Origin of the sequence: Nocardia sp. CA-290969, assembly GCF_050936135.1 — a bacterium.
In the GTDB taxonomy this organism is placed as follows: Bacteria; Actinomycetota; Actinomycetes; order Mycobacteriales; family Mycobacteriaceae; genus Nocardia.
Map to the genome: position 1 here is coordinate 4299879 of NZ_JBNJNJ010000001.1, position 13464 is coordinate 4313342.

Genomic DNA, 13464 nt, shown 5'->3' on the forward strand with positions numbered 1-13464 from the left:
TGATTATGCACGATCGTGCAAGCTCATTCATCGACGGGTTCGACCACCCTCCATCATCCACAGTGCGATCCCCACCGCGGCGCACTCCCGGCGCTCCGTGGCACGCGGCACATCGGCACTCGGCCGTTCACCGGTCGACATCCCCCGGCCGACCGCGGGCCTCGAACTCGAACGGCGCAGCCGGTCCCACCGCACACCACGCATCGACGATCCGCACTGCACCTTCCCCGCACCACGCGCTAAGGTTAGAACATGTGTTCGAATTGCGCGCTTTCCGCTCAGGTCCGCGCATTGGAACACGTCGTCGATGCACTGCTCGATCTCGACCTGACCACCGCGACCGACGCCGAACTGAGCGATACCCTCGCCCGGGTAGCGGCCCGCGCCCGCCATCTCACGGGATTCACCGCCAGGCTCACCCACCACCACGAGCGTCGCCGGTCCACCGGCACCCGGCCACCGGCCGGGGCGGACCTGACGTTCCCCACCGCCGACCGGACCCCGGCACGAACAACGGAACCGGCCCGGCACCGGCGGCACCGATCGGGCATTGTTGCCGGGGACAACCGCAGCATCGTGGCCCGAGGAGCAACCGTGACCGCACCCCTGCGCGTGGAGCGCACCGGCGATATCGTCGTCTGGACCATCGACAACCCCGACCAGCGCAATCCGATCTCCGACGAAGCGACCATCGAGGCCCTGGAAGCCGCGGTGGGCGAGGCCAACCGGGACCACACCCTGAGGGTCGCGATCCTGACCGGCGCGGGTACGGCGTTCAGCGCCGGCGGCAATGTCAAGCACATGCGCGACAAGGCGGGGATGTTCGGCGGCACCCCCGCCGAGCTGCGCCAAGGCTATCGGCACGGGATCCAGCGCATTCCGAAAGCGTTGTACCACTGCGAGATCCCGACCATTGCCGCGGTGAACGGCCCGGCGGTAGGCGCCGGCTGCGATCTCGCGCTCATGTGCGATATGCGGATCGCCGCGACCACCGCGACCTTCGCCGAAAGCTTCGTCCGCCTCGGCCTGATCCCGGGTGACGGCGGCGCCTGGCTGCTACCCCGCGCGGTCGGCATGGCCCGCGCCAGCCAGCTGGCCTTCACCGGCGCCACCATCGACGCCGCGACCGCCCTCGATTGGGGCATGGTCAACGAGGTCGTCGAACCCGATCAACTCCTCGACACCGCGCACCGGCTGGCCGGCGAGATCGCGGTGAACCCCCCGCATGCCCTCCGCATGACCAAACGCCTGCTGCGCGAGGGCCAGCACCAGAGCCTGGAAACCCTGCTCGAACTCTCCGCCGCCATGCAGGCGATCACCCACCACACCACCGACCATCACGAGGCCGTCGCGGCCATGCTGGAACGACGCCCACCCGAGTTCACCGGCGACTGACGGTCACCCGCGATGCCGGCAGGGTCATGCTGCGCTCGGGCCGATTGCCTGATAACCCAACGCCGGGCGTGCCCTCACCCGTGGGGCGGCGGCCGTTCGGTTCACCCACGGTGCGTAGCTGTTCGCCGTAACCCGAATCCCGGGCTCGGGCCCGCGCATGCGGGCCGGTGGCCTCAGGTGTAGTCCAGGATCAGCGCTGCCGTGGTTCCCGGCTCCAGTGCTTCGAAGATATGGGATACGTCGGCGGGATACATGATGTAGTCGCCCGCTGCGAGTTCCTCCGCGTGCTCGGCGGTGCCGACCAGCGCCCGGCCCGACCCGAGCAGTACATGCTCGACCACCCCGGGCATATGCGGCTGTGATTCGCGGCGATGGCCCGGCTCCGCGGCGACCTGATAGATATCGCGCCGGGCGCCCGGTGGGCTCGCCGCGAGCAGGGTCGCGCGGTAGTCCGCCTGGCCGGAATGCACGGCCGGGCCTTCGCCCGCGCGGATCACCCGGACCTGCGGCCGCGGTGGGTCCAGGAGCCGGGAGAAGGGCACATCCAGCGCCACACACAATGCCCACAGGGTTTCCAGGCTCGGGTTGCCGGTGCCGGATTCCAGTTGCGAGAGGGTGGATTTGGCGACGCCCGCGCGCCGCGCGACCTCGGTCAGGGAAAGTCCCGCCCGGTTGCGCTCCCGGCGCAACGCGGCGGAGATCGCCGCCTGCGGCCCCGGCGCGGAAGCGTGCGCACGCTCGGTCATGTTCGCTCCAATAGTCGGTTGTTCGGTTTGACGAACGGCTACCGTGTTGTTCACTATCGTAGGCATGCGTTCGATATGGCGAACAACAGGCCGAGAGACCCGCTCCGCCGTCGCCCTGCTCTGCGCGGCGGTCGGCACGGTCGGGCTCTCCTACGGCGCCATGGCCGCGAGTGCCGGGTTCCCGTTGTGGCTGCCCCTCGCGCTGAGCCTGCTCGTCCTGGCGGCGGGTTCGGAATTCCTCTTCCTCGGCATCCTCGCCGCCGGGGGCAGCCCGCTCGCCGCGCTCGCCGCCGGATTGCTGGTGAACGCCCGCCACCTCTCGTACGGGCTGTCCATCCCGCAAGTGGTCACCGGCGGCGAACAGTGCCGGACCGCCGCCCCACTGCATCCCGCGACCGCCGCCGGGCAGCCGGAAACCCGGTGCGCCGAGTGGCGTTTCCGGACGATGGCCTGGTTGCGTACCGCAGCCCGGGCACATCTGCTCAACGACGAAACCGCGGCGCTCGCGCTGACCCAGCCGACACCGGCGGCCGGGCGCGCCGCCTATCTGCTCTGCGGCCTCGGAATTCTCGTCAGCTGGCCGGCCGGAACCCTGCTCGGCACAGCCCTCGGCACCCTTGCCCCCGACCCGGATACGCTCGGCCTCGACGCCGTGTTCCCTACCGTCCTGCTGGCATTGATCCTGCCCGCCCTGCGCAGGCCGGCGGTGCGGCGCGCAGCACTCGCCGGCTCCGCCACCGCCCTCGTCACCACGCCGTTCCTGCCCAGTGGGTTGCCGGTCCTGCTGGCCGCGGCGACATCCCTCGCCTCGATCTCGGCGAGCCGGGACCGATGAACAACACCGCGCTCGTGTGCACTGCCGTATTCGCCCTGGCGGCAGGCACATTCGTATTCCGGCTCGCGGGCCCCCTACTGGGCGCACGGATTCCCCCGTCACCACGGGTCACCGCCGCGCTCGAAACAGTCTCCGTCACCGTCCTCGCCGCTTTGGCCGTGACCACCGCGCTCACCGAGGGATCGACCCTCGCCGGTTTCGCGCGCCCGGCCGGAGTACTGCTTGCCTGCGCCCTGCTCTACCGCCGGATTCCGCTCCCGCTCGCGCTGGCGGCCGCCGCCGCGACCACCGCCACGCTGCGCCTGGTGGGAGTCCCCTGATCGGTACGGGCGTCAGACGACGAGTTCGATCCGGCAAGGCAGGCCGGGGGCCTTGCTCAATTTTTCGTCGCAGGTCAACAGTGGTATGTCCAACCGCTGCGCCAGCGCCACATACAACGCATCGTAAAACGTGATGGTGTGGCGCAACGCCCATGCCTCGGAGGCCAACCACCCATGATGCGAATATCGGTGATCGACGAGAGTACCGAGCATTCGCAGGCCGATGGCGGCGGCCGCATCATCGATCATGCCTCGTCGCTCATGGCGCCGGAGCACGTGCCCGACCTCGGCGTCGATCAGATGGGGGGCGTGACACAGCGCGGTTTCGAACAATCGGCCGACCGCCGCTCCCACCGCGTCTTTGCGCAACAACACGGTAGCCGCTGCCGAGGCGTCGACGACATATTCGTCATTCACCACGGACGGCCCGCAGTTCACTCACGATCGACTCGGCATCCGCTCCGGACCGCGGATCGTCGTCGAGCGCGGCCCGGATGGCGGCCATCGCCTCGGCCTTGGTGCGCCGGCGCGCCGAGGCGATCAGTTCCCGCCGCATGTACGCCTGCAATGACATCCCGGCCGCTTCGGCCCTCCGGCGCAGAATCGCCGCGTCTTCGTCCGGTACATCGCGGATCTGAATCGTAGCCATAGCGCTATTCTAGCGCATTACAGTATGCAAACCAGCGCTGCCAGTGGGTCGAACAGCCCTCCAACGACAGGTCGTGATCGAACACGCCCGTGCCTCAGACTTCCCGCGCTGTTTCGCGGGCGGGGTGCCCGGTCAGTGCCGCCGCGGTCAGAGTCAGATGCCGGGTCAAGATCTCGGCCGCGGCAGCGCCGTCGCGAGCCAGCACCGCCGCCTCCAGCTCCTGGTGCTCCGCCACATAATCCCGGCCGGGCGAGCGGGGCGCCGACCAGCGGCGGGCGAGTTCGCTCGCGGTCCACAAGCGGTCGAAGACGTCCAGCAGGACCGTGTTCCGACTGCCTTCCAGCAGGGTGCGATGGAAAATCCGGTGCGCCTCGGCCCATTCCTCGCTGTAGTACTCGCCTTCCCCCGGCACGAACGCCGGTGTACGAACCAGCCGGTGACAGGCGGCCCGCACGCGCGTCTCCCATTCGACGTCGCCGCGTTCGATCGACATCCGCAGCAGGGCCGGTTCGATCGTCCGGCGCGCCTCCGCGATCTCCTGCCAGCGGCGGTCGGAGAAAGCCGGTACCGCGAAGCCGCGGTTGGGTAGCCGGACTGCGAGCCCTTCGCCGACCAGCCGCACGAGGGCTTCCCGGACGATGGCGAGGCTCACGCCCTGCTGCCCGGCGAGATCCTGTGGTTTGAGCGGGTCGTCAGGGGCGAAGTCACCGCGCATGATCGCATTCCGCAGCCGTGCGTACACCTGCTCGGAAAGCATTTGCTTGCCGGTCGATACCGAGTCCCGGGCCGTCCCGATCATGCGATCATCATAGACTATTCGACCAATAATCGATTATTACTGATATCGTCGATTCTGCCGCCGCACTTCACGGCCTCGATCGCATCGGGCACCGAACAGGAACGAGACAATGAACACCGATACTCCCTCCACCCAGCTCCCCGACGATTCCCGAACCGAGCAGAGCGATACCGCTACCCCTGGCGCACCCGGGCAACCCGGAGACCGCAGCGCGACGGAGACACCCGGCGGGGCCGGTGCCACCGAACGGCTCGAAGTGTCCCGCCTCATTCCCGCGCCCGCCGGCGCCGTTTTCGCGGTCCTGACCGATCCGCAAGGGCATGTCGATATCGACGCGTCGGGAATGCTCCTCGACGCCGAAGGCGAACGGGTCGAGCGGCCGGGCGACCGGTTCGTGGTGCATATGGACCGGGAAGCCCTCGGCGACGTCCCGCTGGGTAAATACGACGTCGAGGTCGTCATCACCGCACTGATCCCGGACGAGGAAATCGCCTGGACCGTCGAAGCCCGGGGACAGCAATTCGGCCATATCTACGGCTACCGGCTCCACCCGGCGGAGGCAGGCACTCTCGTCACGTCCTATTACGACTGGTCGGCCGCCGACGCCGAGTGGAAGGCGCGGGTCACCTTTCCGGTGATTCCCGAGTCCGCCCTCAAAGCGACCCTCGGCATCCTCGAGCGAACCGTCCGCCGGAGGTCCGCCGGCTGAGGGACAACCGCATACAACGCATCGTTCAACAAGATGGTGTGGCGCGGGAAGCGCCAGATGATCGGTCGCACAAACGGAACCGCCCCGCCGATTCGGTCGGCGGGGCGGTTATGGCGTACGCGATCAGGCGCGATCGAAATCGCCGCCCTTGGTGCTGGCCAGAAACGCATCCCACTCGCCGGGAGTGAAGATGAGCGCCGGACCGGTGGGGTTCTTGCTGTCCCGCACGCCGACGAAGCCCTCGCCGAGGTGGGCGGCCTCAACGCAGTCCCGGTTGCCGCCGCTGCGCGTACTCTTGAACCACTTTGCGCCGGTCAGGTCCATCATCTGTGCTCCTTCGCATATCGCAGCATCAAGTCTCGGGATGCCGACGCGGACAACGCTACATTGCGGATTCGTCCTGCCTCATCGGAGAATTTTTCGACCTCAGCCGCACGCTCCACGTACAGGCCGCCGGACAGGCCCTCCATGTAGGCCACGGGAGGTTCCTGGAGCCTGGACGTCGGCAGCGGCGGGAACGAGAACAAGACGAAGCTACCGGCATTCAGCCCTACCGGCCGATCCTGCGCGAATGGGACGACCCGGATCTCGATTCCATCTTGCTCCGAACGCTCCAGGAGTTGAGCAACCTGACCGGCCATTACCCCCGGCCCGCCGACGCCATAGCTCAGGACAGCCTCTGTCAGCAGCGCTTCGAATCGGAAGCCGGGCCGGTTCAGTAAATCCTGTCGCCTGACGACCACATCCAGCATCCATTCCACTTCATCGGGCGATCGGTCCGGCATCATGGCCCATGTCAGCGCTCGGCGGTATTCCCTGGTCTGAAGCAGACCCGGCACAACCGCAGTTTGCCACGATGTCACCCAGTTCGCGGCCTCCTCCAGTGACAGGTAATGGTCGAAATCTTTCGCAACAGCGTCGTCGGCGTACCCACGCCACCATGCCGATCCGGAAGTACTGGCCTACCTGATCTCGCGAGACAACCCGAGAAGTAGCTGCCGCTCGGTGTCGGTGGCTTCGTAGGTGTTCGCGAGCGCGTTGAGTGCCAGGTCGGTGACCTTGGTGGGGCGCCCATCCTCCATGCGCCCGTAGGACTGGGGCGATACCTCGGCGACCCGGGCCGCGGCGGCTTGCGTCAATTCCGCTCTCTCGCGCAGCTTCCGAAGTTGGCGGCCCAGAGCTCTTCGAGGAAGTGTCGATCCAGAAGCCATATTCATTACCTTCGTTAACCGGATGGATGGAATATGGAAGCCCCCACGGGCGAAGGCTCCCCCGATGAAGATTGCCTCGAGAAAGTTCGTGAACTCCCCCGCGGTTATTCCACGATAGCGCTTCCAAATCCATTGCGGGAGGGCTCTACTGAGGGAGCGCCCGGTGCAGGCCACCTCGAATCGCAGTCGAGGACACCAGTTCGACGCCAGGAGTGCCGAAAGCTGGTGGTCTGTCACAACACAGTCAGCGGACAGCGCTACCGCACACTGACACCATTTGCCGGACCCTGCACCGGGTGCTCGCCAAAAACTATGCCAGGAGCGGGGATTCATCATGTGTGCAGCAGAGCCATTGCCGGTACGGGTCCGGGGAGATTCGAGCCATCGGGTGCCCACCGCGTGGGCGTTACCCACGCTCGCCCAGCTGGAACTGTTCCTCGCTGCCATGCGACGGTGGGCCGAGGAGGGCGATCGTGCGTGACCGCGCCCCGGCGGCGATCGGCTTGGTCCGGTTGAATATCCCGGCTCCGGGTATCGACCTTTACGAGCTCGCCGCGCGCAACGGCTGCCGGCTGGTGTACACGGTCGAGACGAATGCCCGGGCATTCGTCGCCGCCCACGCGCTGGCACGGTACGCCGCCGAGTTCGATGCCCGGGCGGTGGTGGTTCCGGGGTTCGAGCACGCCGACGATATCCGCCACATCATCACCGACAACGCCGCGCTCATCACCCCCATGCGGATCTATCCACGCGGATACCGCTGGCGCCGAGAGGACATCCCGTGTGGTGGGGACACGTAGCACTGGGCGTGGTGATCTTCGGGTTACTGGGGTCGATCGGGTACACGGTTCTCCTCGCCCGGTGGATCGAGAGGGACGCGGGAGAGCACCGCACACCTTCCGCGCTCGACCGTCTTCTCCGGTATCTCCGGGAGTAATCGGCACGCCGGAAGCCGGATATGCGCTCATGCCGCCGACCGCTCGGGAAACCGGCGAATAGACGGACAAGTCCCGCGCGGTTCGGCGGCGGGCGGCCGTCCGGGTCAGACGCCGAGCGCCGCGCAGGCCGCGTCGACCGCCGCCGGGCGGAGTTCGCCGACCGGTGTATCGGCCAGCAGGACCAGGCAGTCACCCAGCCCGCCCAGGGCGACGATTGCCCGCGCCTGCTCCGCGACACCGGCGTCCGGCCCCACCAGCAACGCGGTGAGGCGCCGGCGCCAGTCCACCACCTGCCGCAGGAAACCCAGTTCACCGAGGGGTGCGGCGTCGCGGAGCAGCAGGGCGGTCACGGCACGGTGGGCGTAGGAGATATCGAAGTAGCGGGTCAGGACCTCGCGGGCGTCCATCGGCTCGTCACCGGGCCGCGCCTCGTCCGCGGCGATCATCGCCTCGATATCGTCCGCCAGCGGCTGTACGAGACTGCGCAGCAGGTCTTCACGCGAGGAGAAGTGGTAGTACAGCGCGGGTTTCGTCAGTTCGACCGCCTCGGCGATCTGGCGCAGGCTGGTCTCCCGGATACCGCGGGTGGTGAACAGTTCCAGCGCGGCGGCCTGGATTCGCTCGCGGGTCTCGGTGGAGCGCGGTCTGGGCATCGCCCGAGTCTAGCGCGTTGACCGTCCGGTAAGTAAACTCGTTTACCGACCGATAGGTAAACGAACGAGGTGGCATCGTGAACATCTTGATCTCGGGCGCGAGCATCGCCGGACCGGTCCTCGCATACTGGCTGGACCGCTACGGATTCACCCCCGTAGTGGTGGAACGCACCCCGCGCCCCAGGCTGGGGCTGGGCGGTCACGCGGTGGACCTCTTCGCCCCGGCCGGTGCGGTGATGGACCGGATGGCACTGCTGCCCCGGCTGCGGGCGGCGAGTGTGGAGACTTCGGCGCTGCGATACGAAAAAGCGAGCGGATCCGCCGTCGAGATCGATCTGCGTGATATCTCGGCGGCTTTCGGCGACGACCGCCACCTCGAGATCATGCGCGGCGACCTGGCCGCGATCCTGCTCGATGCCACCGCCGACCGCGTCGACTACCGCTTCGGCGATTCGATCGCGACGCTCACCGAGGACGGCGCAGGCGTCGAGGTGACCTTCGACAGTGGCCGCACCGGCCGGTTCGATCTCGTCATCGGCGCCGACGGCCTGCACTCCACTGTCCGGCGGCTGGTGTTCGGCCCGGAAGACGAACTCGAGCACCACCTCGGCGCCTACCTTGCTGTCGGCACGCTACCCAATTACCGGAATCTGTCGACGCATACGGTGCTGTACAACGCGGTCGACCGGATCGCCGCGATGTACCCGGTCGCGCGGACCGGCGAGGCGCGCGCCGTGTTCCTGTTCCGCCGCCCCGGCGCGGTGGACTACGACCACCGCGATATCGACGCCCAGCGTCGGCTGCTCCGGGCGGAGTACCGCAGCGAGGGCTGGGAAATCCCGCGCCTGCTGGACGAGATGGATCGTGCCGACGACTTCTATCTCGACTCGATCAGCCAGATCCACCTGGACTCGTGGTCTCGCGGCCGGGTGTCGCTGGTCGGCGACGCCGGATACTGTCCCGGGCCGGCGGTCGGCGGCGGTACCACCTTGGCCGTTGTCGGCGCCTACGTGCTGGCCGGCGCCCTCGCGGAGAGCAGCGGCGCGCACGAAGCCGCCTTCCGCGCGTACGAAGAGCAGCTCGGGGACTACGTCCGCCGGTGCCGTGCCGTGGCACCGGGCGTGCTGCGCCGGGGTATCCCGCGATCACGCGCGCACCTGCTCTTCAGCGATACGGCCCTGCGCGTACTCCCCCACCTCCCGGCCTCGATCAGCAAGCGGCTCATGTCCGGCGGCGCGAGCGCGACACTCTCCGATTTCGCCGTGCCCGATCGAGTAGCGAAGTAGCCACCACGGGCTACTGCTTCTCGACCACCCGCTCCCCCTCGCCCGGTTTCCAGATGGTGATCTTCAGCAGGTCGTCGCCGACCTCCACCGAGGACGCCGAGGTGAGATCGGCGACGAAGAAATGGTCGAAGCGCTGACCGCGCAGATCCATTCCGCTGTCCTCGTACAGGAATTCGGCGAACCGGGCGTGCAGGGCGGTATCCGGGTCGTCGACCACGACGCCGAAGAGTTTCGCGTCGCCGTCGGTGACCATGGTGTCGACGGTCGCGGTGTGCAAGCAGAACCGCGGATCGCGCAGGAGGTCGCGGAATTTGGTGGTGCCCGGCATACCGGCGATCACGAGTTTCTGCTCGAAGATCATCGGCTCGACCGGGCTGATCCGGGGATAGCCGTCCGAACGCAGGGTGGCGAGCATGCACAGGTTGCCCGTCGCGAGATGGCGGCGGCGGAAAACCTCACTGATATGTGGCGCTTCCGTGGTGAATTCGCTCCATGTCGTCATAACGCCGACGGTACGACGCCACTGTGACATTGCAGGTCGCGACGGGCCGCCCGGATCAGCCCGAGTTGCGCAACGCGGTCGCGAGACCGTTCATGGTGAGCAGGATGCCGCGTTTGACCAGTTCGGAATCGTCCCCGGCGCGCAGCCGGCGCAGCAGTTCGACCTGCATCTGGTTCAGCGGCTCCAGATACGGGAACCGGTTGTGGATGGATTCGGCGAGCGACGGGTTGTCGGCGAGGAGATGATCGTTGCCGGTGACGGCGGCGTGCATGGCCACCGTACGGGCGTGCTCACGCTCGATCATGCCGAAGATCCGCTCGCGCAGCTCGCTGTCGTCGACGAGTTCGGCGTAGCGGGCCGCGATGGCGAGATCGCTCTTGGCCATGACCTGCGCCAGGTTCGACAGTACGGTGCGGAAGAACGGCCAGCGCCGGTACAGGTCCGACAGCCGCGCGAGCCGGTCGGGATCGCCGTCCACCCATTCCTCGAGCGCGGTGCCGGTGCCGTACCACCCGGGCAGCATCACCCGGGCCTGGCTCCAGGACATCACCCAGGGAATGGCGCGCAGATCGGCCACGGATTTCGTGGGTTTCCGGGAGGCGGGGCGGCTACCGATATTGAGGTCACCCACCTCGGCGACCGGGGTCGACTGCCGGAAGTACTCGACGAAACCGGGAGTGTCGTGCACCAGCCGCGCGTAGGCGGCGCGGGCCCGGGCCGCCAGATCGTCCATGAGCGCGTACGCGGATTCGGCGTCCGGCCCCAAGCCCTCGACATCGAGCAGTGTCGATTCGAGTGTGCCCGCGATGAGCGATTCCAGATTCCGGTACGCAGAACCCGGTTCGGCGTATTTCGCGGCGATGATTTCGCCCTGTTCGGTGAGCCGCAACGAACCGCGCACCGCACCCGCGGGCTGGGCCAGGATGGCGTCGTAACTGCGTCCGCCGCCGCGGCCCACGGTGCCACCGCGACCGTGGAAGAGCCGCAGCCGGATCCCCTGTTCGCGGGCCAGTTCCACCAACTCCAGTTCCGCGCGGTAGAGCGCCCAGTTGGCGGCCAGGTATCCGCCGTCCTTGTTCGAGTCGGAATAGCCGAGCATCACTTCCTGACGCATCCCGCGCGCGGCCACCAGCTCCCGGAACTCGGGAACTTCCAGGGCCGCGCCCAGCGTGGCCGCCCCGGCCGCGAGATCCTCGATGGTTTCGAACAGCGGCACGATCCCGGCCGGGCAGGACGGGGCGCCGCCGGGCTCGCCGGGATCGAGCAGACCGCCTTCTTTCAGCAGCAGTGCCGCCTCCAGCAGGTCACTGACCGAGGTGCACATGGAGATGATGTAGTTGGGGATCGCGTCCGGACCCAGCGCCGCCACCACCTCGGCCGCGGCCCGGATGATGCCCAGTTCCTTCTCGGCGAGGTCGCTCAGCCGTGCGTGCGGGCCCAGCAGCGGGCGGCGGATCCGCAGTTCCCGGGTGAGCAGGTCCACCCGGTCGGCTTCGGGCAGGCTCGTATAGTCCGCGTGCACACCGGCCCAGGCCAGCAGTTCGGCCACGACCTGTTCGTGGGTTTCCGAGTTCTGCCGCATATCCAGGCCCTGCAGGTGGAATCCGAAGGTCTCGACGGTATGCCGCAGGACCGCGAGCTGATCGTCGGCGAGCAGACCGTCACCGCTCGCGCGCAGCGAGGCGTCGACGGCGTCCAGATCGTCGAGCAGTTCCTGCGGGGACGCATAGGGGCGCACACCGGACACCACGGCACCCCGGCCGGTGAAGTCGCGCAGCGGACTGTCGAGCGCGGCCACCGAGTCCGGCAGGGTCGCCGCGGCGTCGGTATCGCCTGCGCCCACCGCACGCAGCGCGTTGCGCGCGGTCACCGTGAGCCGCGCCCGGATCCCGTAGACGGCCCGGCGATACGGTTCGTCGGCGTGGGTATCCGGATCCGGGTATCCCGCCTCGGACAGCGCTCGCAGCGCCGGGGTCACCGGGACCAGCCGCGCCGACAGCGCGAGCGTCTTCTCCAGGTGCACCAGATCACGCAGATACCGCCCGAACGCGACCCCCGCGGCCTGAGCGGCGGCTGTCCGCACCACCTCGGCGGTGACGTATGGGTTGCCGTCCCGGTCGCCCCCGATCCACGACCCGGTACGCAGGATCGGTTTCGGCAACAGTTGCTGCCCGGGCCAGCGCGACCACAGCGCCGCACGCACATCGGCGTTGATCGCCGGGATCACATCGAGCAGCGTCAGCTCGTAATACCGCAGTCCGACCGCGATTTCGTCCTGGATCCGCAACCGGGACAACCGGATCAGCGCCGTCCGCCACAGCGTGAGTACCTGGCGGCGGATCTCCCGGTCGAGCCGGGGCTGTTCCGCGGCCGGTGCACGCAGCCGCTGCCGCATCAGATCGGTGATCCGGGCCTGGGTGTCGAATACCGTCCGCCGGCGGGTTTCGGTGGGGTGGGCGGTGATCACCGGCGACACCAGGGCATCGGCGAGCAGTTCCGCCACCCGTTCACCCTCGATACCCGCCGCGTCCAGTTTCCGGTAGGTGGCGGCCAGTGAGGAATCCTGCGGCGCCTCCCCGGCGGCCTCGTGCGCGGCGCGGCGGCGGTCGCGCTGGATGTCCTCGGCCAGATTCGCCAGCAGGACGAAATAGCTGAACGCCCGGATCAGCGGCAAGGCCACCGCGATATCCACCCCGGCAAGCATGTCGGCGACCGCGCTGCGCCGCACCTCCTCCCGGCGCACCCGGAACGCTTCGACCCGCACCTTCTCGACGAGGTCGAAAACCTCCGCCCCCTCGTGATCGCGAATCGTGTCACCGAGTACGCCACCGAGGAAGCGGATATCCTCGCGGAGCGGCCGGGTCGCGTCGTTTCCACTGCCGTTCTGCGCATCACCCATGGTCAGACAGTATGGTCGGCCGGGCCGTCCACGGCTGTGACGACGCACACGGCCCGGCCGAACCCGTAGCCGACCGGGCCCGATTCAGCCCAGGGGCTGGGAGAACCGCAGGAAATTTCCCCACGGGTCGGCGAAACCGCAGTCGCGCACACCGTACGGCTGATCGGCCGGTTCCTGGGTCACCGTGACCTCGGCGTCCCGCAGGCGGGCGAAGGTCGCATCCACCGAATCGGTGGTGAAGATGAGCGTTCCGTGCGCGCCGGCGGCGAGCCGCCGCTGCGCTTCGGCCTGCTGTTCCGGGTCGGGCACCATCGACGGCGCCTCCAGCAGGAACTCGATACCCGGCTGCCCGGCCGGGCCCACGGTCACCCAGCGCACCGGGCCGAGCGGGATATCGGCCCGCACCTCGAGGCCGACCACATCCCGGTAGAACTCGAGCGCGGCCTGCTGATCGCCCACCAGCAGGGCGACGTGCGACAGCGCGAGATCTTTTCCTGTACTCATAGCTCTCCTCCGTAATTT

General features: G+C 68.1%; 18 protein-coding genes. 7 read left to right on the forward strand and 11 right to left on the reverse strand.

The window, feature by feature from the left end:
• Window positions 1–594: 594 nt before the first annotated feature.
• Window positions 595–1395, forward strand: a complete 801-nt coding sequence (locus ACQEVO_RS19490; protein WP_432922826.1) for a crotonase/enoyl-CoA hydratase family protein — start codon at window positions 595–597, stop codon at window positions 1393–1395.
• A gap of 173 nt (window positions 1396–1568) precedes the next feature.
• Here ACQEVO_RS19490 and ACQEVO_RS19495 read toward each other — a convergent pair whose 3' ends face one another.
• The gene (locus ACQEVO_RS19495; RefSeq protein ID WP_432915235.1) at window positions 1569–2141 is read right to left on the reverse strand and encodes a helix-turn-helix domain-containing protein; all 573 of its coding nucleotides are present in this window, start codon (window positions 2139–2141) and stop codon (window positions 1569–1571) included.
• Window positions 2142–2205: 64 nt separating this feature from the next.
• Between ACQEVO_RS19495 and ACQEVO_RS19500 the strand changes: the two genes are divergently transcribed.
• On the forward strand, window positions 2206–2976 hold the full coding sequence (locus ACQEVO_RS19500; RefSeq protein WP_432915237.1) for an AzlC family ABC transporter permease: 771 nt from the start codon (window positions 2206–2208) through the stop codon (window positions 2974–2976).
• Window positions 2973–3296 carry an AzlD domain-containing protein gene (locus ACQEVO_RS19505; protein ID WP_432915239.1) on the forward strand — a complete coding sequence of 108 codons (324 nt, stop codon included), beginning with the start codon at window positions 2973–2975 and terminating at the stop codon, window positions 3294–3296. Before ACQEVO_RS19500 ends, ACQEVO_RS19505 begins: the two co-directional genes overlap by 4 nt.
• 12 nt (window positions 3297–3308) lie before the next feature.
• Here the strand turns inward: ACQEVO_RS19505 and ACQEVO_RS19510 are convergent, their stop codons facing one another.
• The 3 genes from ACQEVO_RS19510 to ACQEVO_RS19520 all read right to left on the reverse strand — a co-directional run bounded on the left by ACQEVO_RS19510 (window position 3309) and on the right by ACQEVO_RS19520 (window position 4744).
• Window positions 3309–3716: a type II toxin-antitoxin system VapC family toxin gene (locus ACQEVO_RS19510; RefSeq protein WP_432915241.1), complete on the reverse strand. Its 408-nt coding sequence runs from the start codon at window positions 3714–3716 to the stop codon at window positions 3309–3311.
• Entirely contained in the window at window positions 3706–3945 is a 240-nt protein-coding gene (locus ACQEVO_RS19515) for a FitA-like ribbon-helix-helix domain-containing protein (RefSeq protein WP_432915242.1), read from the reverse strand. The genes ACQEVO_RS19510 and ACQEVO_RS19515 overlap by 11 nt, the downstream gene beginning before the upstream one ends.
• 94 nt (window positions 3946–4039) lie before the next feature.
• Complete coding sequence (locus ACQEVO_RS19520) at window positions 4040–4744, reverse strand: GntR family transcriptional regulator (protein WP_432915244.1); 705 nt, start codon at window positions 4742–4744, stop codon at window positions 4040–4042.
• Between the two features lie 109 nt (window positions 4745–4853).
• Here ACQEVO_RS19520 and ACQEVO_RS19525 point away from each other — a divergent pair, with 109 nt between their 5' ends.
• Entirely contained in the window at window positions 4854–5453 is a 600-nt protein-coding gene (locus ACQEVO_RS19525) for a polyketide cyclase (RefSeq protein ID WP_432915246.1), read from the forward strand.
• Window positions 5454–5576: 123 nt separating this feature from the next.
• On the opposite strand, the gene ACQEVO_RS19530 is transcribed toward ACQEVO_RS19525, so the two are convergent.
• From ACQEVO_RS19530 to ACQEVO_RS19540, 3 genes are all read right to left on the reverse strand, one after another.
• Window positions 5577–5780, reverse strand: a complete 204-nt coding sequence (locus ACQEVO_RS19530; RefSeq protein ID WP_432915247.1) for a DUF397 domain-containing protein — start codon at window positions 5778–5780, stop codon at window positions 5577–5579.
• Window positions 5777–6343 (reverse strand): DUF5753 domain-containing protein, encoded by a 567-nt coding sequence (locus tag ACQEVO_RS19535; protein WP_432922829.1) that lies wholly within the window; start codon window positions 6341–6343, stop codon window positions 5777–5779. The genes ACQEVO_RS19530 and ACQEVO_RS19535 overlap by 4 nt, the downstream gene beginning before the upstream one ends.
• Before the next feature lie 72 nt (window positions 6344–6415).
• Window positions 6416–7000 (reverse strand): helix-turn-helix domain-containing protein, encoded by a 585-nt coding sequence (locus ACQEVO_RS19540; protein ID WP_432915249.1) that lies wholly within the window; start codon window positions 6998–7000, stop codon window positions 6416–6418.
• Between ACQEVO_RS19540 and ACQEVO_RS19545 the strand changes: the two genes are divergently transcribed.
• Both ACQEVO_RS19545 and ACQEVO_RS19550 read left to right on the forward strand, forming a co-directional pair.
• The gene (locus ACQEVO_RS19545; RefSeq protein WP_432915251.1) at window positions 6999–7145 is read left to right on the forward strand and encodes a hypothetical protein; all 147 of its coding nucleotides are present in this window, start codon (window positions 6999–7001) and stop codon (window positions 7143–7145) included. The genes ACQEVO_RS19540 and ACQEVO_RS19545 overlap by 2 nt on opposite strands.
• Complete coding sequence (locus ACQEVO_RS19550; RefSeq protein WP_432915253.1) at window positions 7138–7464, forward strand: hypothetical protein; 327 nt, start codon at window positions 7138–7140, stop codon at window positions 7462–7464. The genes ACQEVO_RS19545 and ACQEVO_RS19550 overlap by 8 nt, the downstream gene beginning before the upstream one ends.
• Window positions 7465–7706: 242 nt before the next feature.
• Here the strand turns inward: ACQEVO_RS19550 and ACQEVO_RS19555 are convergent, their stop codons facing one another.
• Window positions 7707–8255 (reverse strand): TetR/AcrR family transcriptional regulator, encoded by a 549-nt coding sequence (locus tag ACQEVO_RS19555; RefSeq protein WP_432915255.1) that lies wholly within the window; start codon window positions 8253–8255, stop codon window positions 7707–7709.
• A gap of 77 nt (window positions 8256–8332) precedes the next feature.
• Between ACQEVO_RS19555 and ACQEVO_RS19560 the strand changes: the two genes are divergently transcribed.
• Complete coding sequence (locus tag ACQEVO_RS19560; RefSeq protein ID WP_432915257.1) at window positions 8333–9541, forward strand: FAD-dependent monooxygenase; 1209 nt, start codon at window positions 8333–8335, stop codon at window positions 9539–9541.
• 10 nt (window positions 9542–9551) lie between these two features.
• Here the strand turns inward: ACQEVO_RS19560 and ACQEVO_RS19565 are convergent, their stop codons facing one another.
• The 3 genes from ACQEVO_RS19565 to ACQEVO_RS19575 form a co-directional block, all read right to left on the reverse strand.
• Window positions 9552–10043: a pyridoxamine 5'-phosphate oxidase family protein gene (locus tag ACQEVO_RS19565; protein ID WP_432915259.1), complete on the reverse strand. Its 492-nt coding sequence runs from the start codon at window positions 10041–10043 to the stop codon at window positions 9552–9554.
• Window positions 10044–10098: 55 nt separating this feature from the next.
• Window positions 10099–12942 carry a phosphoenolpyruvate carboxylase gene (ppc, locus tag ACQEVO_RS19570; protein ID WP_432915261.1) on the reverse strand — a complete coding sequence of 948 codons (2844 nt, stop codon included), beginning with the start codon at window positions 12940–12942 and terminating at the stop codon, window positions 10099–10101.
• 84 nt (window positions 12943–13026) lie between these two features.
• Complete coding sequence (locus ACQEVO_RS19575; RefSeq protein WP_432915263.1) at window positions 13027–13446, reverse strand: VOC family protein; 420 nt, start codon at window positions 13444–13446, stop codon at window positions 13027–13029.
• Window positions 13447–13464 lie beyond the last annotated feature (18 nt).

Bases quoted from the DNA above. Each gene is read 5' to 3' on its own strand.
- ACQEVO_RS19525 (WP_432915246.1), top strand. From the start codon at position 4,854: ATGAACACCGATACTCCCTCCACCCAGCTCCCCGACGATTCCCGAACC.
- ACQEVO_RS19505 (WP_432915239.1), top strand. From the start codon at position 2,973: ATGAACAACACCGCGCTCGTGTGCACTGCCGTATTCGCCCTGGCGGCA.
- ACQEVO_RS19545 (WP_432915251.1), top strand. From the start codon at position 6,999: ATGTGTGCAGCAGAGCCATTGCCGGTACGGGTCCGGGGAGATTCGAGC.
- ACQEVO_RS19565 (WP_432915259.1), bottom strand. From the start codon at position 10,043: ATGACGACATGGAGCGAATTCACCACGGAAGCGCCACATATCAGTGAG.
- ACQEVO_RS19495 (WP_432915235.1), bottom strand. From the start codon at position 2,141: ATGACCGAGCGTGCGCACGCTTCCGCGCCGGGGCCGCAGGCGGCGATC.
- ppc (WP_432915261.1), bottom strand. From the start codon at position 12,942: ATGGGTGATGCGCAGAACGGCAGTGGAAACGACGCGACCCGGCCGCTC.
- ACQEVO_RS19500 (WP_432915237.1), top strand. From the start codon at position 2,206: ATGCGTTCGATATGGCGAACAACAGGCCGAGAGACCCGCTCCGCCGTC.
- ACQEVO_RS19520 (WP_432915244.1), bottom strand. From the start codon at position 4,744: ATGATCGGGACGGCCCGGGACTCGGTATCGACCGGCAAGCAAATGCTT.
- ACQEVO_RS19575 (WP_432915263.1), bottom strand. From the start codon at position 13,446: ATGAGTACAGGAAAAGATCTCGCGCTGTCGCACGTCGCCCTGCTGGTG.
- ACQEVO_RS19515 (WP_432915242.1), bottom strand. From the start codon at position 3,945: ATGGCTACGATTCAGATCCGCGATGTACCGGACGAAGACGCGGCGATT.
- ACQEVO_RS19540 (WP_432915249.1), bottom strand. From the start codon at position 7,000: ATGATGAATCCCCGCTCCTGGCATAGTTTTTGGCGAGCACCCGGTGCA.
- ACQEVO_RS19530 (WP_432915247.1), bottom strand. From the start codon at position 5,780: ATGATGGACCTGACCGGCGCAAAGTGGTTCAAGAGTACGCGCAGCGGC.
- ACQEVO_RS19555 (WP_432915255.1), bottom strand. From the start codon at position 8,255: ATGCCCAGACCGCGCTCCACCGAGACCCGCGAGCGAATCCAGGCCGCC.